At 46.6% G+C, this 26582-nt stretch carries 24 protein-coding genes; 12 read left to right on the forward strand and 12 right to left on the reverse strand.

The annotated features are described in order from the left end of the window. Positions 1–48: 48 nt before the first annotated feature. The gene (locus L3C95_RS05935; protein ID WP_236385869.1) at positions 49–1293 is read left to right on the forward strand and encodes a PorT family protein; all 1245 of its coding nucleotides are present in this window, start codon (positions 49–51) and stop codon (positions 1291–1293) included. On the opposite strand, the gene L3C95_RS05940 is transcribed toward L3C95_RS05935, so the two are convergent. Together L3C95_RS05940 and tsaE are read right to left on the reverse strand one after the other, a co-directional pair. Next, positions 1290–2507 (reverse strand): alanine dehydrogenase, encoded by a 1218-nt coding sequence (locus L3C95_RS05940; RefSeq protein ID WP_149698424.1) that lies wholly within the window; start codon positions 2505–2507, stop codon positions 1290–1292. The two genes, L3C95_RS05935 and L3C95_RS05940, sit on opposite strands and share 4 nt — an antisense overlap. A gap of 67 nt (positions 2508–2574) precedes the next feature. Then, entirely contained in the window at positions 2575–2997 is a 423-nt protein-coding gene (tsaE, locus tag L3C95_RS05945) for a tRNA (adenosine(37)-N6)-threonylcarbamoyltransferase complex ATPase subunit type 1 TsaE (protein ID WP_236385870.1), read from the reverse strand. Positions 2998–3191: 194 nt separating this feature from the next. Between tsaE and L3C95_RS05950 the strand changes: the two genes are divergently transcribed. Continuing rightward, on the forward strand, positions 3192–5297 hold the full coding sequence (locus L3C95_RS05950) for a heavy metal translocating P-type ATPase (RefSeq protein WP_236385871.1): 2106 nt from the start codon (positions 3192–3194) through the stop codon (positions 5295–5297). 52 nt (positions 5298–5349) lie between these two features. Next, entirely contained in the window at positions 5350–7254 is a 1905-nt protein-coding gene (locus tag L3C95_RS05955) for an ATP-dependent DNA helicase RecQ (RefSeq protein ID WP_236385872.1), read from the forward strand. Between the two features lie 68 nt (positions 7255–7322). Here the strand turns inward: L3C95_RS05955 and L3C95_RS05960 are convergent, their stop codons facing one another. The 10 genes from L3C95_RS05960 to L3C95_RS06005 all read right to left on the reverse strand — a co-directional run bounded on the left by L3C95_RS05960 (position 7323) and on the right by L3C95_RS06005 (position 18086). After that, positions 7323–8369: a Gfo/Idh/MocA family oxidoreductase gene (locus tag L3C95_RS05960; RefSeq protein WP_236385873.1), complete on the reverse strand. Its 1047-nt coding sequence runs from the start codon at positions 8367–8369 to the stop codon at positions 7323–7325. A 54-nt stretch (positions 8370–8423) separates the two neighbouring features. Then, positions 8424–9986: a helicase HerA-like domain-containing protein gene (locus L3C95_RS05965; RefSeq protein ID WP_236385874.1), complete on the reverse strand. Its 1563-nt coding sequence runs from the start codon at positions 9984–9986 to the stop codon at positions 8424–8426. A gap of 153 nt (positions 9987–10139) precedes the next feature. Then, entirely contained in the window at positions 10140–10490 is a 351-nt protein-coding gene (locus L3C95_RS05970; protein WP_236385875.1) for a co-chaperone GroES family protein, read from the reverse strand. 100 nt (positions 10491–10590) lie between these two features. Further along, the gene (locus L3C95_RS05975; protein ID WP_236385876.1) at positions 10591–11430 is read right to left on the reverse strand and encodes an MBL fold metallo-hydrolase; all 840 of its coding nucleotides are present in this window, start codon (positions 11428–11430) and stop codon (positions 10591–10593) included. A 35-nt stretch (positions 11431–11465) separates the two neighbouring features. After that, positions 11466–12767 (reverse strand): MFS transporter, encoded by a 1302-nt coding sequence (locus L3C95_RS05980; protein WP_236385877.1) that lies wholly within the window; start codon positions 12765–12767, stop codon positions 11466–11468. A 75-nt stretch (positions 12768–12842) separates the two neighbouring features. Next, a complete protein-coding gene (locus L3C95_RS05985) occupies positions 12843–13460 on the reverse strand; it encodes an ATP-binding cassette domain-containing protein (protein WP_236385878.1) in 618 nt (205 codons plus the stop codon). After that, complete coding sequence (gene lpxA / locus L3C95_RS05990) at positions 13457–14251, reverse strand: acyl-ACP--UDP-N-acetylglucosamine O-acyltransferase (protein ID WP_199654876.1); 795 nt, start codon at positions 14249–14251, stop codon at positions 13457–13459. The genes L3C95_RS05985 and lpxA overlap by 4 nt, the downstream gene beginning before the upstream one ends. Positions 14252–14260: 9 nt before the next feature. Then, on the reverse strand, positions 14261–15676 hold the full coding sequence (locus L3C95_RS05995; RefSeq protein WP_236385879.1) for a bifunctional UDP-3-O-[3-hydroxymyristoyl] N-acetylglucosamine deacetylase/3-hydroxyacyl-ACP dehydratase: 1416 nt from the start codon (positions 15674–15676) through the stop codon (positions 14261–14263). Positions 15677–15709: 33 nt separating this feature from the next. Next, on the reverse strand, positions 15710–16759 hold the full coding sequence (lpxD, locus tag L3C95_RS06000; protein WP_236385880.1) for a UDP-3-O-(3-hydroxymyristoyl)glucosamine N-acyltransferase: 1050 nt from the start codon (positions 16757–16759) through the stop codon (positions 15710–15712). 100 nt (positions 16760–16859) lie between these two features. Further along, complete coding sequence (locus L3C95_RS06005) at positions 16860–18086, reverse strand: HD domain-containing protein (protein ID WP_236385881.1); 1227 nt, start codon at positions 18084–18086, stop codon at positions 16860–16862. Between the two features lie 294 nt (positions 18087–18380). On the opposite strand from L3C95_RS06005, the gene L3C95_RS06010 reads away from it, so the two are divergent. From L3C95_RS06010 to L3C95_RS06050, 9 genes are all read left to right on the forward strand, one after another. Further along, positions 18381–19934 (forward strand): response regulator, encoded by a 1554-nt coding sequence (locus L3C95_RS06010; protein WP_236385882.1) that lies wholly within the window; start codon positions 18381–18383, stop codon positions 19932–19934. Positions 19935–19965: 31 nt separating this feature from the next. Continuing rightward, positions 19966–20310: a hypothetical protein gene (locus L3C95_RS06015; protein WP_236385883.1), complete on the forward strand. Its 345-nt coding sequence runs from the start codon at positions 19966–19968 to the stop codon at positions 20308–20310. After that, on the forward strand, positions 20307–21071 hold the full coding sequence (locus tag L3C95_RS06020; protein WP_236385884.1) for an MBL fold metallo-hydrolase: 765 nt from the start codon (positions 20307–20309) through the stop codon (positions 21069–21071). The genes L3C95_RS06015 and L3C95_RS06020 overlap by 4 nt, the downstream gene beginning before the upstream one ends. Before the next feature lie 41 nt (positions 21072–21112). Beyond that, the gene (locus L3C95_RS06025; RefSeq protein ID WP_236385885.1) at positions 21113–21469 is read left to right on the forward strand and encodes a hypothetical protein; all 357 of its coding nucleotides are present in this window, start codon (positions 21113–21115) and stop codon (positions 21467–21469) included. Positions 21470–21486: 17 nt separating this feature from the next. Then, positions 21487–21849 carry a hypothetical protein gene (locus tag L3C95_RS06030; protein ID WP_236385886.1) on the forward strand — a complete coding sequence of 121 codons (363 nt, stop codon included), beginning with the start codon at positions 21487–21489 and terminating at the stop codon, positions 21847–21849. Positions 21850–21867: 18 nt separating this feature from the next. Next, positions 21868–22230 carry a hypothetical protein gene (locus L3C95_RS06035; RefSeq protein WP_236385888.1) on the forward strand — a complete coding sequence of 121 codons (363 nt, stop codon included), beginning with the start codon at positions 21868–21870 and terminating at the stop codon, positions 22228–22230. Positions 22231–22302: 72 nt separating this feature from the next. After that, positions 22303–23253, forward strand: coding sequence for a ComEA family DNA-binding protein (locus tag L3C95_RS06040; protein WP_236385890.1), 951 nt, complete (start codon positions 22303–22305; stop codon positions 23251–23253). After that, positions 23250–24389: an acyl-CoA dehydrogenase family protein gene (locus L3C95_RS06045; protein WP_236385892.1), complete on the forward strand. Its 1140-nt coding sequence runs from the start codon at positions 23250–23252 to the stop codon at positions 24387–24389. The genes L3C95_RS06040 and L3C95_RS06045 overlap by 4 nt, the downstream gene beginning before the upstream one ends. 269 nt (positions 24390–24658) lie before the next feature. Beyond that, positions 24659–26284, forward strand: a complete 1626-nt coding sequence (locus L3C95_RS06050; protein ID WP_236385893.1) for an NADP-dependent glyceraldehyde-3-phosphate dehydrogenase — start codon at positions 24659–24661, stop codon at positions 26282–26284. Positions 26285–26582: the final 298 nt, after the last annotated feature.

The raw sequence follows: 26582 nt of genomic DNA on the forward strand, positions 1-26582 counted from the left end.
TCCCGGCTCGCATTGTCCGGGACCTTATTATTAATCACCTGTACCTATATGAGAGTTATTTCCCTCTGCCTGTGCTGCATGCTAATGGCCTGTGTTGTCGTGGCGCAACGTAATTATGTTCCCGGTGTGATCATCACCCGGCAGAACGATTCACTGAAAGGTTTTATAGATTTCCGCAACTGGTATCAGTCTCCCAATGAAATAGTCTTTAAAGAGAGCCTGTCGAACGCAGAAGAGCAACGTTTTAAACCCGCAGATATCAACGGGTTTAAGGTAGCTGAACCGGAAGTGGAATATGTAAGCCGGAAACTGCATATTGACATTACCCGGCAGGACATCAATAGCCTGAATGAAAAGCGGGAACGTATCGTACAGGATACCCCTGTGTTCCTGATGAGAATAGTGACAGGACCATACAACCTGTATGAATATATAGATATGTTTTCCAGGGCCCACTACGTTTATGATGCATCCGGTGTGCCGGCCACTGAACTGGAGTATGTACAGCAGTATGTAGAGCGTTCTTCCGGTAGTGGCATCTTTACTGAAGAAAGATATAAAGATCAGTTAGCGGCTTTATTTGCAGATAATGCAGCACTGGCGGAAAAAGCGAGGAAGATATCTTACCGGGAGGCTAATCTGAAAAAACTGTTCCTGGCTTACAATAACGGTAAAGCACCTGCATCCGGAACACCACAGCCGGTAACTATGCAGAAGAAAAAGCGTCTGCCGGTAACCTATGGCATTATGGCTGGAATGGCTTTTAACAGCTATCCCTTTAAAGGTTCCGCTTTTATAGGATTAGGTGAATATGAAAACTCCAAGGGCCCTATAGGCGGCATCTGGGCCGATATTCCCCTGGGCCGTAACGGACGTAATATTTCATTTGTACCGGAGCTGTTATATAAAAAACTGGAGACAAACGGGGTTTTGCATGGCACTTATAGCGGTGCAATCGTGAAGTTCGCGTTCAGCTATCTGCAGGTGAATACACTGTTCAGGTATACCTATCCGACTAAGACTGCCATAAGACCTTATATCAATGCCGGAATAGGCAATGGGTTCGTGGTCAAAGTAAATGAGAACGGACTATTGAGAAGTGCCGACAGGGAATGGGAGGTAGCAATTAACGGGCCCCGTAAATATGAGCAGACACTGATAGGCGGATTAGGCGTGAAAATCTACAAGGTGAACGCTGAAGTAAGATATACAACAGGCAATGGCTTCTCGCCTTTTCCAGGAGGAAGAACTGCTATTCACAGCTTCCAGATTCTGGCCGCCTACGGTTTCTAACCTTTTACCGCCAGTAGCAATTCCAGGTCGGTATATTTCAGTTTGAACTTTTCACTGAGATGATAATTGGTCAGTGCACCTTTGTAGAGATAGATACCATTACGTACGCCGCGCTTGATCCATACAAGATTTTCAAAACCACCATCATCGGCCGCTTCCAGCAACAGAGGCATCAGTACATTACTGATCGCTTCTGATGCGGTGCGGGCAAACCCTGATGGGATATTGGGCACGCAATAATGCACGACATCATATTTTTTGAAGACGGGGTTTTCATGACTGGTGATCTCAGAGGTTTCGAAACAGCCACCACGATCAATGCTGACATCCACGATCACTGATCCTGCTTTCATATTGCTGACCATCGCCTCTGTCACAACGATAGGAGTACGGCCGCTTTGAGATGATAATGCACCCACCGCTACATCTGCATTACGGAGCTGTTCCGCCAGCACCTTGGGCTGCATAACAGAGGTGAATATACGTACCCCGATATTGTTCTGAAGACGTTTCAGCTTGTAGATATTGTTGTCAAATACTTTCACAGAAGCGCCTAAGGCCATAGCGGTCCTGGCGGCGAATTCACCTACAATACCAGCTCCTATGATCACTACCTTGGTAGGAGGGATGCCGGTCACCCCGCCCAGCAGGATTCCCTTTCCCTTATTCCCATTACTGAGGTACTGCCCTGCGAGCAGCATCACAGCGCCACCTGCTATTTCGCTCATAGCCCTTACGATCGGGTAAGTGCCTGCATCATCTTTCAGGTTCTCAAAAGAAAGAAGCGTGATCCTTTTTTCCATCATTTTCTGTACCTGCTCTATCTTCAGGGCAGCCAGGTGGATGGGGGAAATAACGATCTGATGAGGATGCAGCAGTTCTATTTCTTCGTCATTCAGCGGAGCAGACTTTACGATGATCTCTGCTTTGAATACTTCCTTCTTGTCATACAGAATCTCAGCGCCGGCCTCCGAAAAATCGGTATCGTAGAAATGTGAGCCGTCGCCAGCTTTATGTTCCACTACGATATGATGACCATTGCTGGCTAATATACTGACTGCATCCGGTGTTAATGCTATGCGGTTTTCCTGGAAGGAAGTCTCTTTAGGTATACCAATAAATAAACGGGAGTTTTTTTGTGGAATATCTAACGTTTCTTCCAGTGGTGAATACGTAAAACCAGCACTCACAACAGGTTTTTGCCTTTGCTCCATATGATTATCAAGATTGGTCCGGGTGATTTTTTCCGCGTATTCAAAGATACGTCATTTGTTCAAAGCATTATCCGGCGCGTAACAGCCTTTTTTTGTCGGGTAATACCGATAGTTGCAGCCGGACAGTATCCGGTGGTAGTAAGTCATTGATGATGTCAGGCCATTCTACGAAACTTATTGCATGATCGTGATATAATGTGTCTTCAACGCCCGCTGCTATGGCTTCTTCTTCGTCCTTTAACCGGTAAAGGTCCAGGTGATATATGGTATATTCCTGACCGTTTTCCCGGAATGCATATTCGTTTATGATTGAAAAAGTAGGACTCGCAGTAGCATCTTCCACGCCCCTGGCAGTGCAAAGCGCTTTTATGAAAGTGGTCTTACCTGCTCCCATCGGCCCTTCCAGGGTAAATATATGTTGCCCCTTGTAATGTTGCCAGAAGCTCTCTGCGGTTGCCGGCAGCTCTTCCTGAGAAAATGTCCATTCCATGCAGTAAATTTAGCTAATTACTATATCATTGGTTGCTACTGAGTTGCATTAAAAGTAGAACCTGCCGGAATGAATTGATTATCTGTACGATAAGCAGGGGTGCCGATACCCCGTTGCATTAATATTTTATTCACGTAAAACAGTGCTTGGTACCTTTGTTTAGGTATTTTGATATTAATATTATTCGCTGAATCATGGAAACGATCAGTTGTAAAGTAAGAGGTATGCACTGCACCAATTGCGCGCAATCGGTGTCAAGATACCTGGAAAATAAAGGGATGCAGGACGTGAACGTGAGCTTTGCCACAGAAGAGTTGAGTTTTACCTTACCAGAGGGTATCACCTCTGCAAGCGATGTGCTGAATGGCATTAACCAGATGGGATACCAGATTATATTGCCCGACCAGCCTCAGCCCAGACATTCGTTCCTGAATACCCTGACCTTTAAATTCTTTTTCTGCGCCGTTTTTACAGCTCCCTTATTACTGCATATGTGGGTGAACTGGGCCTGGCTGCACAATACGTACGTACAGTTGGCCTTATCTACCCCCGTATACCTGATGGGCATGTGGCACTTCGGTCGCAGTGCCTGGAGATCGCTGGTGAACAGGCTGGCCAATATGGATGTATTGATTACACTGGGCGCCACGGCTGCTTACGGATATAGCCTTACAGGCACCCTGCTGCAGTTGGGCAGCGATTATATGTTCTATGAAACAGCTGCCGCGATCATTACGCTGGTGTTCCTTGGCAACCTGCTGGAAGAGCGCTCCGTAAAACAAACTACTACTGCCATTGCTGATCTGGCAAGAATGCAGGTGACCACCGCAAGACTGATCCAGGAACATGGCAATCATGAGCATATCCAGATTGTCGATAACCAGACCCTCAAACCAGGAGATAAAGTACTGGTAAATACCGGCGACAAGATCCCGATGGATGGTACCATCTACTGGGGTAGCGGCCATATCAATGAGTCAATGATAACCGGTGAAAGTTCACCTGTAGCCAAAAGTGAAAAGCACAAGGTGATTGGTGGTACTATACTGGAAGAAGGCAGTATTAAAATGTTCATTACCGCCACCGGTAAGGATACAGTCTTGTCCTATATCATAGAATTGGTTAAACAGGCACAAAGCGCCAAGCCCAATATGCAAAAGCTGGCCGACAGGATCAGTGGTGTTTTTGTACCGCTGGTATTGGGTATTGCCATTGCTACTTTTCTGGGCTGGCTCATTTGGGGTAATGTCACTGCAGGTGAAGCCATCATGAAAAGCATCGCAGTGCTGGTTATTGCCTGCCCATGTGCCATGGGACTAGCCACACCGGCTGCCGTAATGGTTGGACTGGGACGCGCTGCTCACAACGGGATACTTATCAAAGGCGCCAATACGCTGGAAGCATTCAAGGATATTAAATATGTAGTGCTGGATAAAACCGGTACACTTACCACCGGTAAGTTACAGGTGGGGAAGTATCATTTTGAGGGAATGACAGAACAGGAGTTCAAAAAGATAGTTTATAGCCTTGAAAAATACTCTTCTCACCCTATAGCCCGCTCTCTTTCCGGATTATGGAAAGGGGAGGGAGAAACGCCCTTACAGCAGGTAAGGGAGATAAAAGGCCGGGGAATGCAGGCTAAAGATGCGGCAGACAATGAGTGGCAACTCGGCTCCTTTGCAATGGCAGAAAAAGTCACCTCAGATGACAGTCATAACATCTATCTGTTGAAGAACGGGCAACTGGCAGGCTGGATCGATTTTACAGATGAGATCAGGCCGGACGCCGCGTCGATGGTTAAACAGCTGCAACAGCGGGGTATTAAACCGGTCTTACTGAGTGGAGACACTGCACGTAAATGCCGGGAGCTGGCCGCTCAGACAGGTATTACAGAAGTGTTTGCGGGACAAACACCTGAACAGAAACTGCAGAAAATAGACGCTCTCATGAAGGGGGCTGCCGTAGCCATGGTGGGAGACGGTATCAATGATGCACCGGCACTGGCCAGAGCCAGCATTGGTATCTCTCTGAGTGATGCTACTCATGTAGCGATGCAGAGCGCCAATGTAATACTGCTCAACAACCGACTTTCTTCCCTGCCACTGGCACTGGGGCTGGGACGTCATACTTATCTCACCATTAAACAGAATCTTTTCTGGGCCTTCATTTATAACATCATTGCCATTCCTTTTGCAGCCTTTGGGGTATTAAGCCCGATATCCGGCGCAGGCATCATGGCACTTTCTGATATCGTACTGGCAGTAAATTCTGTGAGACTGCGTTATAAGAGAGTGATCTGAGCCCCTGCATGTGCAGATGTGAGCAATTCTTTATTTTTACAGCTGCACTGATATGGCCAATCCATCCGACATACTCAAAAAATACTGGGGATATACACAATTCCGTCCTTTACAGGAAGAGATCATCCAATCTGTCAGCAGCGGAACGGATACACTCGCGTTGCTCCCAACAGGCGGAGGAAAATCCATCTGTTTCCAGGTGCCGGCTATGCTCCGGAATGGTGTATGTATCGTGGTCACGCCACTTATCGCCCTGATGAAAGACCAGGTAGCCAATCTGCAAAAACGGAATATACCTGCAGTGGCCATCTATGCGGGCATGTACTACCAGGATGTGGAGAGACTGCTGGAAGAGGCCCGCAGAGGAAAATACAAGTTCCTCTATGTTTCTCCCGAACGCCTGCAAAGCAAGCGTTTCCTGGAATATTGTGACGGTATGCCTGTAAATCTGCTGGCCATTGATGAAGCGCACTGTATCTCCCAGTGGGGGTATGACTTCAGACCGGCCTATCTTGAAATTGCGGCTATCAGGAGCTATTTTCCCGGAGTGCCCTTACTGGCACTGACCGCATCGGCTACCCCTAAAGTACAGCAGGACATTTGCGGGAAGCTGCTGATGAAACAGCCGGCTATATTCACTAAAAGTTTCGCCCGTCACAATCTTTCCTATAGTGTTATTGAAGAAGATAATAAACCGGAGAAATTAAAGCATATCCTGCAGCGTGTGCAGGGCAGTGCTATTGTGTATTGCCGTAACCGTAAACGTACGCGGGAAGTGGCTGATATGCTGGAAAAAAGTGGAATTGCTGCCACCTATTATCATGCGGGATTGACCGGCGAGGAACGTGCGGTACGCCAGGAGCTGTGGCTGAACAACCGCATAAGGGTCATGGCATGTACCAATGCCTTTGGTATGGGGATAGATAAACCCAACGTGCGTGTGGTTATTCATTACGACGCTACCGATGGGCTGGAAGCTTATTACCAGGAAGCCGGCCGCGCCGGAAGGGATGAAAAGAAGGCATATGCCGTATTAATGTATCAGCAACAGGAGCTGACCGAGATGGTCAGGATGATGGAGCTGCAGTTCCCTGAAGTGTCGGAGATCCGCGAGGTGTACCAGTGCCTCGTGAACTACCTGCAGGTAGCAGTGGGCAGTGCGGAAGGGGTGTATTATGATTTTGACATCAACGACTTTGTCCGGAAGTTTGAACTGAATATTACAATTGCATATAGTGCATTGAGAATACTCGAACAGGAAGGTATCCTGCAGCTGAGCGAAAGTGTGTTTATGCCTTCCCGTGTTGAGTTTGTCATCAGCAAACAAACACTGTATGATTTTACAGATATGCAGCCGGTATATGATCCCTTGCTGCAAACCTTGCTGCGCACTTATGAAGGCATTTTTGATACACCGGTACCAGTGTATGAAAAGCAGGTAGCCAGGCTGATGAGAAAACCGGAATCACAGGTCATAGAATGGTTGCAGCAGTTACATCAGCGTCGTATCCTGAAGTATAATCAACGCAAGGAAGAACCTCAGTTATGCTTTACGCAGGAGCGTGTTTCTGCACAGCACCTGCGTATCGATACAGCCAGGATAAAGGAGCGGATGCAGGTTTATAAAGAGCGGCTGGATGCTATGCTGGATTATATCCGCAACAGGGATGTGTGCCGTACCCGGATGTTGGTTCAATATTTCGGAGAGAAGAATGCAACTGCCTGCGGAGTATGTGATGTATGTGTAGAGAAAAAGAAAAAGCCATTGGAAGGGAAGGAAGCGCAGGAAATAGCAGCACAGCTGATGGCACAATTACAGGCGGAGCCAATGGAATGGACAGAAGTACGCAACAGGTTATTATCAGTAAAAGAAGACGCATTGCTGGACGTGATGCAGTATTTGATAGCAGAAGGAAGAGCAGGCAGGGATGAACATGGCAGAGTGCATTTATTGTAAGTATATATAAAAAGCAAGGGGCCGTATCAACACATGATACGGCCCCTTGCTTTTTATATCCATAGCGGTTACAGCTTGATGATCTTTCCTTCTTTACTGCTCTGGAACGCAGTTTCAATCACACGGATCACATTTACGGCATCTGCTGGTTCTACTGGTACGGGAGCTCCCTGGGTAAGCGCCTTGTGCATAGCGTCAAAATATTCCAGGTAGTCTCCTTTTGGAGAAGGCAGATATTTTCTGATCACTTCACCGTCTTTTTCTGTGTGCAGCAGGCCCCATTCGTGAATGCCTTCCACGCCCCATCCGGGAGCGCCCGGCATCAGGCCCTGTTGCAGCATGGTTTCCTGTGTATCGGCTTTAGTCTTGATGAAAGAGCCTTTACGCCCATGAAACTGGTAAGAGGGGATAGGCTCGCGGGTGATGTAACTACACTTCAGGCGCACACGCAAATTATCGTAGAAGAATACCAGCTCAAAATAATCATCCACAATAGACTCTTTACGGATGATACGGATATCCGCCCAGATAGAATCCGGCAAGCCGAATAGTTGCAGTGCCTGGTCTACCAGGTGGGAACCGAGGTCATATAGACCACCGGTGCCTGGTAAAGCGGCTTCTTTGTGTTTCTTATAGCTTAGTTCCTCACGGTAACGGTCATAGTGGATCTCTGCCTCCAGAATGTCTCCGAGGTCGCCGCTGGCGATGACCTGCCGTACGATCTTGAAATCACTATCAAAACGGCGGTTATGGTATACGCTTAGTAACAGTCCCTTGCTTTTGGCCAGTTTTGTCAGTTCCTGTCCTTCCACAGACGTAACAGTGAATGGCTTTTCCACAATTACATGTTTACCGGCATTCAATGCCGCCTTGGTATATTCGTAATGTGTATAGTTTGGCGTGTTAACGACGATCAGTTCCAGGGAATCGTCCTGGAGCATTTCTTCCACACTCTTGTACACCTTCACCTCCGGATACCTTTCCTGCGCCATGTGTTTGCTTCTTTCCACTACGGCCGTGAATGCAAAGCCGGGATGTACATGAATAAAAGGGGCGTGAAAAATATGGCCTGACATGCCATATGCACATATACCGGTCTTGATAATTCTTTCCATGAAATCCTGGTTTTGTTCTGTTAAGGCAATAAGATAGTGAATATTCGGTATTTCTTAGAACCAACTGCTCTTCTTACTGCTTTTGCCGCCCAGCCCCAGCGCGCCCAGCAGGCTGCGGGTAATGATATTTGCTGCAGTACGGCCGGCCTGACGTGCAGCAGAGCTGGTCAGTACAGTTTCCAGGATGCTCTTTTCTTCTTTTTGTCTGCCACCACCTTTGGAAGATGCCTTTTCTTCGGTTTCTTTGGCCGTTTTTTCGGCAGCTTCTTCCAGTTTGGCTGTTAGTATCTCATAAGCGCTATCGTTATCTATTTCGCGGTTATATTTCTTTACCAGCTTAGAGGAATTGACAATAGCATCTGCCTCTGTATCCGACAATACGTCCATACGGGAGCGTGGTGCTACCAGCATGGTGGCTGCCAGCGGTGTAGGTTGTCCTTTTTCGTTCAAACACGTAATGAGTGCTTCCCCGATACCGATCTGTGTCAGCAGTTCATCCGTTTTATAGTACTCAGACAGCGGATAGTTCTCTGCTGTTGTTTTGATGGCTTTTCTGTCATTGGCAGTGAATGCACGCAATGCATGCTGCACTTTCATACCCAGCTGCCCGAGCACAGATGGCGGAACGTCCATAGGGTTCTGCGTGCAGAAGAATATACCTACGCCCTTGGAACGTATCAGTTTGATGATCGTCTCAATCTGTTGCAGTAGTGCGGTGCTGGCTTCCTGGAAGATGAGGTGGGCCTCGTCAATGAACATCACCAGTTTTGGTTTTTCAAGATCGCCTTCTTCCGGCAAGGTAGCATACAGTTCTGCCAGTAAGCTTAACATGAAAGTGGAGAATAACTTCGGACGATCCTGAATATCTGCTACCCTTACGATAGAGATAATACCCCTGCCATCATCGCTGATACGCATCAGATCATCTACTTCAAAAGAGGCTTCTCCGAAGAAAAGATCTGCGCCCTGCTGTTCCAGACCGATCACCTTGCGGAGAATGGTACCTGCTGATGTGGTAGAGATCTTACCATAGTCTTTTTCCATTTCTGCCTTGCCTTCATCACTTACGAACTGTAGTACTTTCTTGAAATCTTTCAGGTCAAGCAGCGGCAGTTTATTGTCGTCACAGTATTTGAATATCATCGATACCAGGCCTTCCTGGGTATCATTCAGCTCAAGTATTTTGGAAAGCAGCACTGGTCCGAATTCACTCACGGTCGCACGGAGGCGGGCGCCTTTTTCCTTACTCAGGGAAAGCAGTTCCGTTGGATAAGCGGCAGGCGACCAGCTGCCACCTATTTTCTGGTAACGTTCTTCGATCTTCGGACTGGCGGTTCCTGCGGCAGCAATGCCGCTCAGGTCTCCTTTTATGTCCATCAGCAATACAGGTACGCTGGCGTCGCTCAATGCTTCTGCAATCACCTGCAGTGTTTTGGTTTTACCGGTTCCGGTGGCGCCGGCTATCAGGCCATGCCTGTTCAGTGTTTTCAGTGGCAGGGATACATCCGCGCCGGTGATTACTTCGCCATCCAGCATGGCACATCCCAGTTTTATATGTTCACCTTTAAAGGAATAACCGTTTTGTATATACTCCAGAAATGCTTCTTTCGTTGCCATGATGTATTAAAATTTTTGTTGAAGATATGGAAAAGCGGTTTTGGACAAAAGGGGTAATAAAAAATTCAGGGACCAAGTATGAAGAATAATGCCGATGCATTTGTTCTTCACGCTTAGTCCCTAATGCGTATCTTCTACTGTATTATAACAGGCTTATAGTTCTTCTTCTCTCTCGAGGAGTAATATAGCACCCTGTGGAACGATGAAATATTTCTCACCCTGATAGACCACTTCTGTAGAGCCGCTAACCAGGAAGATGGCCAGATCACCCTCTTTTGCCTGGAGGGGGATGTATTTCACTTTCTCTTCTTCCGGTTTCCACGCCTCATCTTCTTCGCTGGGTAAGGGCAGTGCATAGCCAGGTCCGGTTTTGATCACATAACCCTGTTGCACTTTCTCCTTTTCCTGCATGCCCGGAGGAAGATATAAGCCGCTTTCTGTGCGCTCGTTGGGGGTGGTTGGTTTAATCAGCACCCGGTCTCCTACAACTATTAGCTTCTTCAATTTATTGTCTTGAGTCAAATGTATCGCCATGGTAATGTACCTCCGGCAAAGATATTGCAAAATGCGTGCAGCAGGGAGATCTGGTGCCAATATGGCACACTTACACATCTGCCAGCCGGAAAGTATCGCCCACCCTGATACCCTTGTCTGTCGATTGCAGGGTGCAGCATTCTGTAACAGGGTCATGCTCAAAAAAGAGGACGTAGTTATTCTCTACAGCCTCCTGTAAAAAGCTCTTTTTTTCCTGCAGGGTTGTCAGTGGGAACATATCGTATGCCATTACGTAAGGAATGGGGATATGTCCCTTGCTGGGCAGCAGGTCGGCCATGTATACGATGGTTTTATCTTTATACCTGATCTGTGGCAGCATCATCGAGTCTGTATGCCCGAACACAAAGCGGATATTGAAGTCATTACTGAATGGAATACCTTCTTCCCTTGGAATAAATTTCAGTTGTCCGCTCTCCTGGATAGGCATGATATTTTCCTTCAGGAAAGAGGCCTTTTCCCGGTCGTTGGGTTTTGTAGCCCATTCCCAGTGTTCCTGGTTGCTCCAGAAACTGGCATTTTTAAAGGCAGGCAAGAGTTTATCTTCCCTTCTTTCTATACAACCGCCACAGTGGTCGAAGTGCAGATGTGTCAGGAATACGTCGGTAATGTCATTACGATGAAAGCCATGTTTTGCCAGGGAGCTGTCAATACTGGCATCTCCATGCAGGTAATAATGGCTGAAGAATTTTTCGTCCTGCTTATTGCCAATGCCAGTGTCTACCAGTATGAGGCGGTCGCCGTCTTCTATCAGCAGGCTGCGCATGGCCCATGAGCACATGTTGTTATCGTCTGCCGGATTCAGTTTGTTCCAGATGCTTTTAGGCACCACGCCAAACATGGCGCCTCCGTCCAGTTTAAAATAGCCTGTATCTATACTGTATAAGTTCATGATTGGATCAGTTTGGGTGCTGAAGTTCGTTAATTTCAGTTTCCGGCAGCCATCCTTTTTTGTTTTTGCAATGCTGAATATAGCCAGATCAGGCCTATTGCAAAGAACGCGATCAGTGCCAGTACTGAGTTACGCATGCTGCCCGTCAGCTCATGGATATAACCGAAAGTGATCATCCCTATGGCGATAGATAATTTCTCTACTACATCATAATAACTGAAGAAAGAGGCGGTATCTTCTGTTTCAGGCATCAGTTTAGCGTAGGTAGAACGGCTGAGGGATTGTACGCCTCCCATTACCAGGCCTACCGCTACAGCCAGCAAATAGAAGTCTGTAGCTGTCTGCATACGGTATCCGGCCAGGCAGATGCCGACCCACAGGACCACCACCACCATTAATACAGGGAGGTTCCCAAATTTGCCCGATAGCTTGGCGATGCCCCAGGCCCCCAGTACAGCTACTATCTGAATGGCTACTACGGCCATTATCAGTCTATCGGCTGGCAATCCCAATTCCTGGCTGCCAAAGATGGTCGCAGCCATCATCACGGTCTGAACACCCATGCTGTAAAAGAAGAATCCACGCAGGAATCTTTTCAGTACGGGCATTACGCTTACCTGTGCAAATACTTTTTTGAGCTCGTGGAAACCTTCTGTCAGTGAACTGGCGCTATGTTGCTGTACAGTACCTTTGGAGGCTGGCAGACGTAAAAAGGTGATCTGTGCAAAGCCGATCCACCACAGACCTGTCAACAGGAAGGTGATACGTACAGGCATTCCGCCATCAATGCCGAATGGTTTTACTACCACAAGTGCAAAGCCGATCAGCTGTAACACTACGCTGCCTATATATCCCATTGCATAACCTTTCGCACTGATACGGTCACGGTCTTCTATCGCAGCTATTTCCGGCAGATAAGAATTGTAGAATACCAACCCACCACAATATCCCAGTGTGGCCAGTATGAAGAAGATGGCGCCATATTCAACACTGGGATCCGGTCCTGTGAAGTTGAATAAAGCACAACAGCTTAATCCCCCCAGCCAGGTGAACAGCATGAGATATCTTTTCTTGTTACCTCTTGTATCCGCTATGGATGACAGGATTGGAGACAAGAGTGCAGCCAGCATAAAAGCCGCAGCCATAGAGTAGTCGTACAGTGCAGAGTTCACAAATGTCCTTCCGAAGAAGGTTACATTATCACCGTTTGCTTCTGAGTGGGTGATGGTAGTAAAATAGATAGGGAAAAAAGTGGTGGTAATTACCAGGTTGTATACCGAGTTGGCCCAGTCATACATAGCCCAGCCATTGATTACTTTTTTACTGGCAGTTTGCATATGGCGTAAGTAAGTTAGTGATCAAAAATAAGGTATATGGAGCTTGTTGCATCAATGCCTTTGGTAAGCGGATGCTTATTTATAATCCTGAATCCTGATGTGGTTCGGACACATGAAGTATTCCTGTTCATCATTGGAACTGACAATGATAAGCCGGTCGCCACTATAATCGGTAATAAGTTGCTGATAGAGTTGGATGCCCGCGGCATCCAGGTTGGTACAGGGTTCATCCAGCAGCAGCACGGGAACATCAGAGAAAATGGTCAATGCCAGTTTCAGTCTTTGTTTCATACCGGATGAAAAATAGCGGATCTGTTTATGCATGGATTTCTCCAGGCCCACCAGGGCAACAGCATCTGCGGGAGTGATAGTAGGAATGAATTGTTTGAACTGTAGATGGAACTGCAGGCTTTCTGCCAGCGTAAATTCCTCTACCAGTTCCAGATAAGGAGCAGCAATGGCACAATGCCGGAAAAACTGATCAGGACTGAGCAGTTCTTCCGGTGTGCTATAAGTAACGGTACCTTCATTGTGATGCAGGTGTCCGCTGATAACCTGTAAAAGGGTGGATTTCCCAGAGCCATTGGGACCCAGTATGGCATACCTTCCGCCTGCTTCAAAAGTAGCGGATACACGACGGAAGATCCAGTCGTAGTTAAATCGTTTGCCTGTCTGGTGCAGCGTTATTTTCATTCGTCGCTGGCTAGTGACGTATAACCTTTCATGATGCCCCTGCCGGATTCACGGATGAAGGAGAGTATCTCATCTCTCTCATCAGTGGCAGGATATTCCGCTTCAATGATACTGATGGCTTTTGACAGCTTGTATCCTTTCACGAATATGATACGGTAGATATCCAGTACATGATTGATCTTTTCGAGGGAGAAGCCTCTTCTCTTAAGACCGATGGAATTCACGCCTACGTATGACAGTGGTTCACGCGCTGCCTTTACATAAGGTGGTACATCCTTTCTTACAAGGGAACCGCCTGTAACAAAGGCATGTGCGCCTATCTTACAGAACTGCTGAACGGCTACCATGCCCGCCAGCACCACGTGGTCGCCCACGGTGATATGACCTGCGAGGGTAGTGTTGTTGGAAAATACACAGTTATTGCCCACTTCACAATCGTGTGCAATATGACTGTAGGCCATGATCAGGCAGTTTCTGCCGATAACGGTTTTCCATTTATCCTTGGTTCCCCGGTTTATGGTTACATACTCTCTGATGGTGGTGTTGTCTCCTATTTCAGTTGTGGTTTCTTCGCCTGCAAATTTGAGATCTTGCGGAATGGCGGAAATTACAGCCCCGGGAAAGATACGGCAGTTCTTACCGATCCTGGCGCCTTCCATAATAGTGACATTGGAGCCGATCCAGGTGCCGTCTCCGATTTCAACATTCTTATGAATGACAGTGAAGGGATCGATCTTTACGTTTGGCGCAACTTTGGCGTCCGGGTGAATGTAAGTTAGCGGATGGATCATTGCTATTGTTTAGCTTTCTCTTGTTTTAATGATTTGAGCGGTCAGGTCCCCTTCAGTTACTACCTTGTTACCTACAAATACGGTTCCTCTCATTTCTACTATGCCTCTTCTGATGGGGCTCAGCAATTCCATCTTCAGGATCATGGTGTCTCCTGGAAATACTTTCTGCTTGAACTTACAGTTGTCGATCTTAATAAAATAGGTATCGTAATTCTGAGGATCGGGAACGGTGTTGAGTGCAAGAATACCTCCGCACTGTGCCAGCGCTTCCACCTGCAATACGCCCGGCATTACCGGGTTATTCGGGAAGTGGCCCTGGAAGAAGTGCTCGTTGAAGGTAACGTTTTTGATACCTACTACCTGTGAATCGGTAAGATCGATGATTTTGTCTACCAGCAGCATCGGATAACGATGCGGCAACGTTCTTTCAATACGTGGCAGATCAAAGATAGCTGGTTTATTAGGATCGTACACAGGCACATCCTTGATGTGCTTGTTCTTCTTGATATACTGTTTGATCTTACGGGCAAACTCCACGTTGGAAGCATGACCCGGACGGTTTGCGATGATATGTGCCTTAATAGGAACACCTACCAGCGCCAGGTCGCCTATGATGTCCAGCAGCTTGTGACGTGCCGGTTCATTCGGGAAGTGAAGCTGTATGTTATTGAGGATACCTTCTCTTTGTGCCACACTGATATTCTCGCGTTTGAACACTTTGGCAAGACCGCCCAGTTGCTCATCGCTTACCGGTTTATCAACGATCACGATAGCGTTGTTGATATCACCGCCTTTGATCAGGTTGTTGGAGATCAGGTATTCCAGTTCATGCAGGAACACGAAAGTACGGCAGGGTGCTACTTCCTGTTTGAAGTCCTGCAGACTGTTCAGGTTAGCATGCTGTGTTCCTAAAACAGGAGAATTGAAATCGATCAGGCAGGTAACACGGTAATCCACTGCAGGCAGGGCTACCATTTCTACGTTCTTCGCATCATCGTAGTAATTGATGTTGGTGTCAATAGAATACCATACCTTCTTAGCGTCCTGCTCGGTAATACCCGCTTCCTCTATCTTCTGGATAAAAGGATAGGAGCTACCATCCATAATCGGAATTTCAGGACCATCGATCTCGATGTGTACGTTATCGACCCCTGTACCCACCAGGGCAGCCATAATATGCTCGATCGTGCTTACGCGGGCGCCGTTGTGTTCGAGGGTCGTGCTGCGTGCAGTATCCACGACATAATCGACATCGGCTTTAACTACAGGTTGTTCAGGCAGATCTACACGCTGAAATTTAATACCGTAACCGGGAGTGGCCGGCTTCAGGGTCATGTTTACATGCGCTCCTGTGTGTAAACCAACACCCGATATTGTAACTGGGGCTTTTATCGTGTGTTGGTTAGACGACTGTTGACTATCCATATTTTATTATAACTGTTTATCCTACTTTGTTCTTCAAACACCTTCCCGCACGGAAAGCAGTTGTTTTACCATATCTTCCAATTCCTTCACACGTTTTTCAAGGTCGGGCAAATTTCTAAAAATTGCCTGACTTTTCAGCGAACTTTTGTAATCAAAGGCAGGGGATCCCATCAGTGCTGTATTGGGTTCCACTATTGATTTAGACAAACCGCTCTGCGCATTGATCTTGGTACCGTCTGCCAGCTGGATATGTCCCACCAGGCCTACCTGTCCACCTATCACACAGTTCTTACCGATTTTTGTACTGCCGGAAATGCCGGTTTGTGCCGCTATTACAGAGTTGGTATCCACATCCACATTGTGCGCTATCTGGATCAGATTATCCAGTTTTACGCCCTGGCGGATAACGGTGGAACCCATTGTAGCACGGTCTATTGTGGTATTAGCCCCTATTTCCACATCATCGTGAATGATCACGTTACCGATCTGCGGCACTTTCTTATAGGTTCCATCAGGCTGCGGTGCAAAGCCAAAACCATCACCTCCGATCACACAACCCGCATGCAGGATAACCCTGCTGCCCAGTATACAGTTGTCATATACCTTTACACCGGGGAAGATAACAGTATCATCTTTCACAGTAACATTATCGCCAAGGTATACGCCGGGATATATTTTAACATTGTTTCCAAGCACCACATTTTCACCCAGGTAGGCAAAAGCGCCGATGAAGACGTTCTGGCCGGTCTTTACTGAGGCAGGTACATAAGACGGTTGCTGAATACCGGTCTTGTTACCTACCATCTGTTTATATTTTTCCAGTAGAAGAGCAAAGCTGCTATACGCATCTTTTACCCTTATCAGAGTTGACTTAACAGGTTTTTCCGTTACAAGGCTCTCATTCACTATCAGTATCGAAGCATTGGTAGTATAAATGAATTCTTCGTATTTAGGATTGGCAATGAAACTGAGCATCCCTTCACCGGCCTCTTCAATCTTGGCGATGTTGCTCACTTTTACGTCCGGGTTGCCTTCCAGCTTACCATCCAGCATGGTAGCCAATTGTAATGCGCTAAACTGCATAGTTATTAATTAATAATGTTACCCGATCTGACCAGCTATCAACTTGTACTTATTCCACAACTCGTATTTCCGGAATTTGTAATTGATAATTAGCCATTCATCAGATTTTTGGATGACAAATGTAGAATTTTTTTACGGGTATAGCCAGCGTATGACTAACCAGTGCATTGTCGATGGAGGAAATGTCTTTTACAGTTCCATCCTTAAAGAGAATATTGATCTTCTCATTATTCACATTGTAAGCACTGAGACAGGCTGTGCCCGTAAATACGAAATAGTCCAGATCTTTACCGCTAATGCCGTACTGTTGCTGTACTTTTTGCCTCATGAGATGAATACTTTCCGCGTCAAAGGCCTCATTGCTCAGGATGCATTTGAACAGATTCCTGTTGATGAGCCAATTACAAAGCAGCGATAATATTTTGTCAGGGTGTTTCGCCCAGACCTTGATAGCTCCCATGATATCATAATCGTCCAGCAGGCAGAACTGTTGCAGGCAGGCAGGCTCCTGTTCAAAGTTGGCCGCCGTGATCGTATGATAGAGAAAATACTCCAAAGCAGGTGAAGCATAGAGGGATACACCCTGTAACGCCAGTTCCTTTGCCCTGCGAAGTATTTTTACCAGCATATTCTCTGCACTCAGCACCGTTTTGTGCAGGTAAACCTGCCAGTACATCAGGCGGCGCGCTACTATGAACTTTTCTATAGAATAGATCCCTTTCTCTTCCACCATGAGCTCATCACGGTGTACTGTCAGCATTTTTATTATTCTGTCGTATCCAATTACTCCTTCAGAGACGCCTGTATAAAAACTGTCACGGTTCAGATAATCCATCCTGTCTACGTCTAACTGGCTGGAAACCAGCTGGTGCAGAAAGGTTTTGTGATAACGCCCGTTAAAGATCTCTATCGTCAGTGTCAGCGCCCCGTCCATTTCCCTGTTGAGCTCTTCCATCAGCCACTGGCTGATCTTTTCATGGGATACCCCTTCAATAATGCCATTCTCCAGCGCATGTGAATAAGGTCCATGACCTATGTCATGCAAAAGTATGGCCATCTTTGTAGCAACCTCTTCCTCTGCCGTGATGTGTACCCCCTTGGCCCGAAGTTCCATTAAGGCAAAACACATGAGATGATAGGCGCCCATACTATGATGGAAACGGGTGTGCATGGCGCCCGGATATACCAGGTGTGCCAGGGCCATCTGGTGGATCCTGCGCAAACGCTGATAGTATGGGTGGGAGATCAATGTAAAGATCAGCGGATGGTCTATCGTAATGAAGCCATATACCGGATCGTTTACAATTTTACGCTTGCGTTCTGCCATTTACCGTTCTCCTTTAGCTAGACAAAGCTACGTTAAGGAATTATTATCTGTAACTTTTTCTAATGTATAGACGCGGGAGGAAGGGAATCCCCCTATCTTCCACACGATTTTCCCTATTTTTATGATCGAAATTATTAATATTTAATCACTGGTCATAGAACATATTGTTTTTTAACAATTTATTGTGTCCGGATGAGCTGCCGGGAACGGTTTTTGACAACTTAGAATCGTAACTTGAGTAGAATAGTTGTCACTGCCAACTAAAATTTGCTTTATCATAAACACCTTACTTGAATGAGTCAAATAAATATACTTTGGGTAGATGATGAAATAGAATCACTGAAATCGCAGATCATGTTCCTGGAGACCAAGGGATACAAAGTGTCGGCCCTCACCAATGGATACGATGCCCTTGAATTCCTGCGTGACCAGGTGGTTGACGTTGTGCTGCTGGATGAATCTATGCCGGGTATTACTGGTCTGGAAACCCTGGGAAAGATCAAGGAAATCGATCAGCAGATCCCTGTGGTGATGATCACCAAGAACGAGGCAGAGAATGTGATGGACGACGCTATCGGCTCCCAGATCACCGACTACCTCATCAAACCGGTGAACCCCAACCAGGTGCTCCTTTCCCTGAAAAAGATCATTGACAATAAACGCCTGGTGGCCGAAAAGACAACCATTGCCTATCAGCAGCAATTCCGTACACTGTTCATGGCCCTGAACTCTAACCCGGACTACAACGAGTGGATGGACATCTACAAGAAACTGGTATACTGGGAAATGGAAATGGGGAAAACCAACAGCCCGGAAATGCTGGAAGTGCTGAACTCCCAGAAAGCAGAAGCTAATACCGAGTTTGCCAAATTCATCAGCCGGAACTACGCCAGCTGGGTAAGCCCGAAATCGAAAGAGGCGCCGGTGATGTCTCATACTCTCTTCCGGGACAAGATACTGCCGGCACTGGACAACGACGTACCTAATTTTATCATTATAATAGATAACCTACGCTGGGACCAGTGGAAAGCAATATTGCCCATCTTCCTGGAATCTTACCGCCTGGTGCAGGAAGATACTTTTTACAGCATCCTGCCCACTTCGACCCAGTACAGCCGTAACGCTATTTTTTCCGGTATGTTGCCGGTGGACATAGAACAACGATTCCCGGAAGAATGGAAAAATGATGACGAGGAAGGAGGGAAGAACCTGCATGAAGAAACTTTCTTTGCCGACCAGCTCCGCCGCCTGAAACTGGACGCCAGGTTCTCTTATACTAAAGTGACCACCCACAGTGATGGACAACACCTGGTTAACAATGTTCATAACCTGATGTCATATCCGATCAATGTGATCGTGTATAATTTCGTGGACATGCTCAGCCATGCCCGTACAGAAATGGAGGTGCTGAAAGAACTGGCGGCCGATGAGATGTCTTATCGCTCCATTACCGCCAGCTGGTTTGAACACTCTCCGTTACATCAGGCACTGCGTAAACTGGCAGACAAAAAGATTAACCTGATCGTGGCAACCGACCATGGCAACGTACGGGTGAAAACACCGGTAAAAGTGATCGGCGACAAACAGACCACTACCAACCTCCGGTATAAGCATGGCCGTAACCTGAACTACGATGCAAAAGAAGTGCTGGCCTTCCGCGATCCAAAGGAAGCTGGTCTTCCAAGGCCCAACGTGAACTCTTCCTACATCTTCGCCAAAGAGGATGGTTATCTCTGTTATCCGAACAACTATAATTACTTCGTTAATTTTTACCGGAATACTTTTCAGCATGGTGGTATTTCACTGGAAGAAGTGATTGTGCCGGTGGCAAGGCTGGTGAGTAAATAGGGACTCCGGGCTTTTTCCTTATTTTTGTTGAATGAACTTTAAAGTCACACCCAATAACCTGACCCGCCTCGAAAAGATCTTTGGAGAGGCCAAGTACGAGTTGCGTTTCGAAAAAGGAACGTTCAACTCCGGCTATTGTGTACTTGAACACAAGAAGGTGGTTGTTATCAATAAATTCCTGAATCTGGAGGGACGTATCAATACCTTGCTGGATATCCTCTCTACGATGACGCTGGATGAGAGCATGCTCACTCCGGAGTCGCTGAAGCTGTACAGACAGATTGTCGACAACAGGAACGCGACAAATGCGGCGGCGGCCGACAGCGCTGATGAGACACCATTACCACCTTCACCAGAACAACCTACAGAGAATTGAAAGTCACCTTTTTAGGAACAGGTACTTCGCAGGGAGTGCCCGTTATAGCTTGTGGTTGCCGGGTCTGTACTTCAACCGATCCGAGAGATAAGCGCCTGCGCAGCAGTATCCTGATATCTGACACACCCGCCGGTAACATCGTTATCGACACAACGCCCGATTTCCGTTACCAGATGCTCAGGGTAGGATTAAAACACCTCGAAGCGGTGCTGATCACCCATTCCCATAAAGATCATATTGCAGGCATGGACGATATCCGTGCCTTTAATTATTTCCAGCAGCGGGCTATCGACATCTATGCCACGGAATTTACACAGCAGGTCATCCGTAACGAATTCTCCTATGCTTTTACGGAACAGAAATATCCGGGTATTCCGGAACTGAACCTTCGCACCATTGGCACAGCGCCTTTTAATGTGAACGGTCTGGATATCACTCCGGTCAATGTCATGCACCATCGTATGCCGGTGCTGGGCTTCCGCTTCAATGATTTTACCTATATCACAGACGCCAATTTTATAGCGGAAGAGGAAAAGCAGAAGATCAGAGGGTCTAAAGTGCTTGTACTCAATACCCTGAGAAAGGAGAAACACATTTCCCATTTTACGCTGGACGAAGCGATTGCCATTGGCCGTGAACTGGAGATCCCACAGGTCTATTTTACCCATATCAGTCACCAGCTGGGTCAACACGAAGAAATTACCGCAGAATTGCCTGCTGGTATGGCATTGGCCTATGATGGGCTGGAAGTTATACTGTAACTTTTACCGGGAGATCGCCGTTTCACAGGAAAGCCCCTTTTATGCAATCTACATCTGTATTGTTATCTGCAACATGCCTGTTTATCCTTTTTTGTGGTTGCAGAAAAGATGACCATACGCTCGTATTACAAAAGGGCCTGAAAGGAAAGATCATATACGCTTCCTGTGCTACTATTGCGGTGCAGGTCTTAAATAGAAATATTGGCTCTGACTGGACTAACTGCCACGATCAGCAAACGTATCAGAATATGATTGACGTTGTCATCCCCGAGCCCCCTGCATGGCCGGTTGAAGGTGAATTCTCCTTTGACATTATAGCGGATGAATCACGTGCCAAATGCTATATGGCAGATTGCGGGCCTTCCGTATCAGTTGCTATTGCTATTATACAAGATTGATTTAAATATGCGCTGTCATGAAACCTGTCCCTGTATTACTCTGTTCAATATGTCTGTTCATACTTGCAGCCGGCTGCCGGAAAAATGAAGAAAGCGGAAGACCGATCCTGCAAAAAGGATTGAGAGGAAAGATCCTGTATTCTTCCTGTGCCACCACCGCTGTCCAGGTACTTAACAAGGATATCGGTACAGACTGGATCAGCTGCCAGGACAAAAAAATGTATGAACATGTGATTGACGCCAATATTGTGAACAGGAATGGCATAGCGGCAGGTGTAGAATTCAGTTTCAATATAGTTGCTGATGAGCCGCAATTCAAGTGCGATATGCTGGATTGCAATCCTCCGACATTGGCTACCATCGTGATTACGGGAGACTAATGAATTTAAACCCATACTATGCAACCAAGGTCTGTTTTACTATTTACGCTATGCCTGTGTATGTATTTCTGCGGCTGCCGGAAAAAAGAAGAAGACATACGTAGTACGCCTTATGCCACTGGCTTGAAAGGGATTGTTGTCTATACATCCTGTGCAACAACGGTTATCAGGGTCACTAACCGGAATATGGGCGTGTCCTGGACCAATTGCCACAATCAACAACGTTATGAAAATGTATTTGATGCATACCTGCCACATACTGACCAGGTATTGAAAACAGGAGATATCGTTTACTTTGATGTAATGCCTGATGAAACTATTAACAGGTGTAAAGTAAACGACTGTAGCCCTTCAGTGACGGTGACGATAAGACTTCGATGAGATTAACTTCGCGTTAACCCTTTTTCTGTGTTTATGCTATAACTTGCCGGGCCTTAAATTAAATGTTAACCCATGAAGCAGGCGTTATGGAAAGCTTACAATAGCTTTTCACGAAAGGAAAGGCGAGGTATTTTATTCCTGTTATTACTGACTGGCATCAGTATGATAATGCCCGCGCTGTGGGAGCGTTTCATTTCCGTTCCCACAGCCATGTATACAACTGACAGTGTGCTGTGTGCCGACGTAGCAGCGCTCCGTCATGCGCTGCTGAGTAGCAGAAGGGTTTTTCCGGGGAATGTTGATAGTGGCGTACGCCTCCGCCGGTTCACCTTCGATCCGAACACAAGTAACACCGGGGAATGGGAGGCTTTGGGACTGGAGAAAAGAGTGATTAATAATATACAACGGTACCTGGCCAAAGGTGGGCGATTCCGCCGGAAGGAAGATCTGCAAAGGATTTATGGCTTGTCTTCACAGCTATATAATGAACTGATGCCTTACGTCCGGATCGCCGGGCAGCAGAATAAGCCGGATACATTCCGGCGTTATGCCGGATATGTGCCACGGGAACCGGACGATGGGGCCCGCAGAAAAGCATACAATAACAGGTTACCTGTGCTCGATATTAATACAGCAGATTCCGCGTTGTGGGAATCCCTGCCGGGAATCGGACCTGTGCTGGCCGCCCGTATTGTAAAATTCCGGGAGAAGCTAGGAGGCTTTTACTCTATCAGTCAGGTAGGAGAAACCTACGGATTGGCAGACAGTACATTTAATAAAATTCAAGCTTCTCTGCGATTGCCTAAGGTTTCGCTAAAAAAAATAGACCTCAACCACATAGATGAAAAATCTTTGGCACAACATCCATACATACGATACAAACTGGCGCGGTTAATAGTACTGTATCGCAATAACCACGGGCCTTTCAGGCAACCGGAAGACCTTCTTGGCATACCATTGGTAGATGATAGTATTTATCGTAAAATTGAACATTACATCAAAACAGAAAATTCCCCATTATGAACTTTGAGCCTACTGAAACGCAGCGACAGATTACACAAGTGATACGCGACTTTGGAAAAATACACATGCAACCTTATGTACTGGAATGGGATGAAAATCAGACCTTTCCAGCTCCTTTGTTCAAGCAGCTGGGCGAACTTGGCTTAATGGGGGTACTGGTACCTGAAAAATATGGCGGCAGTGGACTAGGATACCTGGAATATGTGACTGTCATCAGCGAGATCGCTAAGATCTGTGGCGCTATCGGGTTGAGCGTGGCCGCCCATAACTCATTGTGCACCGGCCATATCTTACAATTCGGATCAGAAGAGCAGAAACAACGTTACCTCCCCAAACTGGCCAGTGCCGAATGGATAGGCGCCTGGGGCCTGACAGAACCTAATACCGGTTCTGACGCTATGAATATGAAATGTGTGGCACATAAAGATGGCGACGAGTGGGTCATAAATGGCACAAAATGCTGGATCACCCATGGTAAAAGCGGAGATGTGGCAGTGGTGATAGCCCGTACCGGCAATGTTCGCGACAGCCATGGTATGACTGCCTTTGTGGTAGAGCGTGGAACGCCTGGTTTCAGTGGTGGCAAGAAGGAAAATAAACTCGGTATGCGCGCCTCCGAAACAGCTGAAATGATCTTTGATAATTGCCGTATACCAGCCGCCAACATGCTGGGAAATGAAGGCGAAGGGTTTATACAGTCCATGAAGGTGCTGGATGGCGGACGTATCTCTATTGCAGCTTTGTCTCTTGGTATTGCGAAAGGCGCCTATGAAGCAGCGCTGAAATATGCGCAGGAACGTCACCAGTTCGATAAACCAATAGCCAGTTTTCAGGGTATATCCTTCAAGCTGGCGGATATGGCCACGGAGATCATGGCGGCGGAATTGCTCACCATGCAGGCTGCAGATACCAAAACCAGGGGGGGCGTGGTTACACAACAGGCGGCCATGGCCAAGTACTATGCTTCTGAAGTAGCGGTAAAGACTGCCAATGACGCTGTGCAGATCTTCGGAGGTTATGGCTATACGAAAGATTTTCCTGTAGAGAAATATTATCGTGACTCGAAGTTGTGTACAATAGGAGAGGGCACTTCGGAAATACAGAAGCTGGTTATTGCGCGTGAGGCACTGAAATAAATGACAGGTCTACCTGTAGGGTTAAAATATTTCGTTGTTCATATGTTGAAGAAAGTCCGTGGGAATTTACTCACGGGCTTTCTTTTTGCTATCTGATTAAATCAATAGGCCTATCAATTTTTGCTATCTCTTCCATTCCTGAAGCACGCGTATCTTTGGCCCTGGTTGTATATAAAAAGGATTTTCTTATGAATTTCAAAGACGGTTAATTGAGTACCATAGTCTTAGAAGTCCTTTTATTATCTTTCAACCAATTAAATAACTATGACATGAGCTTTGAAGAACAATTACACCACATGTTCCCCACAGCAGATGCTATCCCGGCTGAATACCAGTTGCCGGCAGAAGTACATCAGCGGGAATATCTGTCAGGTGGCGAAATGAAACCATGGAATGGCGATGTGCATACGGTATTGTCTCCAATTTGTATACAGACACCGAAAGGGTTGGAGAGAAAGGTGATTGGTTCTTACCCTTTATGCGGTGAGGCAGAAGCAATGGCAGCACTGGACGCAGCAGTACTGGCCTACAATGATGGCCGTGGGGAATGGCCGACAATGACGGTATCTGAACGTATTGCCTGCATGGAGAAGTTTACCGGCAAGATGATCGAGAAGAAAGCAGAGATCGTAAAACTGATCATGTGGGAGATCGGTAAATCATACACAGATTCCATCAAGGAATTTGACCGTACAGTAGAATACATCAATACCACAATTGATGCGTTAAAAGACCTGGACCGTAACTCCAGCCGTTTTGAGATCCAGCAGGGTATCATCGGCCAGATCAGGCGTTCTCCTTTAGGCGTGGTGCTCTGTATGGGACCATTCAACTATCCGTTGAATGAGACCTTCACTACACTGATCCCGGCGCTGATCATGGGTAATACCATGCTGTTCAAACCGCCGAAGCACGGTACTTTATTACACTACCCGCTGCTGGAAGCATTTGCCAGCTGTTTTCCAAAGGGAGTGGTAAATACCATCTACGGCCGTGGTAATGTCATCATCGGGCCATTGATGGAGTCCGGGAAGATCAACGTACTGACACTGATAGGCAGCAGCAAGGTAGCTAATCAGCTGAAGAAGATGCATCCGAAGGTGAACCGCCTAAGGGCTATCCTGGGACTGGACGCCAAGAACGCTGCTATTATCACAGATAAGGCCGATCTTGACCTTGCAGTACAGGAAACGGTACTTGGCTCATTATCTTTCAACGGACAGCGTTGTACGGCTCTAAAGATCGTTTTTGTGCACAGCAAGGTAGCAGATGTATTCCTGCAGAAACTGAGCGCTGCTATCAGTCAGTTGAAAATAGGTATGCCATGGGAGAAAGGCGTGTTCCTGACCCCATTACCCGAGCCGCAGAAACCAGCCTACCTGAAAGAGTGTATTGATGATGCTATCGCCAACGGTGCTAAAGTAATCAATGAGAACGGAGGAGCAATATTCGAATCTTTCGTATATCCGGCGGTTTTATATCCTGTAAATAATAAGATGAAGGTGTACAGGGAAGAACAATTCGGACCGCTGGTGCCGGTATTGCCCTTCGATGATATTGAAACACCGATCGAGTACCTGATAGCATCTGACCACGGGCAGCAGGTAAGCCTGTTCTCCAATGATGCAGACGAACTGGCATCGCTGATAGATCCGCTGGTGAACCAGGTAAGCCGTGTAAATATCAACTGTCAGTGTCAGCGTGGTCCCGACGTATATCCGTTTACCGGTCGTAAGGATTCTGCAGAAGGAACGCTGAGTGTACCCGATGCATTACGTGCATTCTCTATCCGTTCGATGGTGGCTACAAAACAAACTGAACAGAATAAAAATCTTCTGAATAAGATCGTAAATGATCAGACTTCAAACTTTTTGTCAACAAAATATATCTTTTAGTCAAGATTATATTAGTGGCAGAAAAGCGAATTACGGAGTTAAACACGAGCGTTTTAGCTATGTGATAAAATATTAATGTAAGGTTGCCTTTCATAATTTTTTACAGAAAAATGAGTATTAGTTGGTTTGGGTGATGGAATTGTGGATTAAGAACGTTAAATTTGGGTTAATTCATCACTCTTTACCATTTATCAACCTTCAACAAAGAAAGACAATCGAAACATTTTTACGCAACCCAAGAAAAGCATCCGCTGCATAAGCGGATGTTTTTTTTAAAAGGCGAAAATCTGTCAACGAT

The sequence above is a fragment of the Chitinophaga filiformis genome (assembly GCF_021646545.1).
Classification (GTDB): Bacteria; Bacteroidota; Bacteroidia; order Chitinophagales; family Chitinophagaceae; genus Chitinophaga; species Chitinophaga filiformis_A.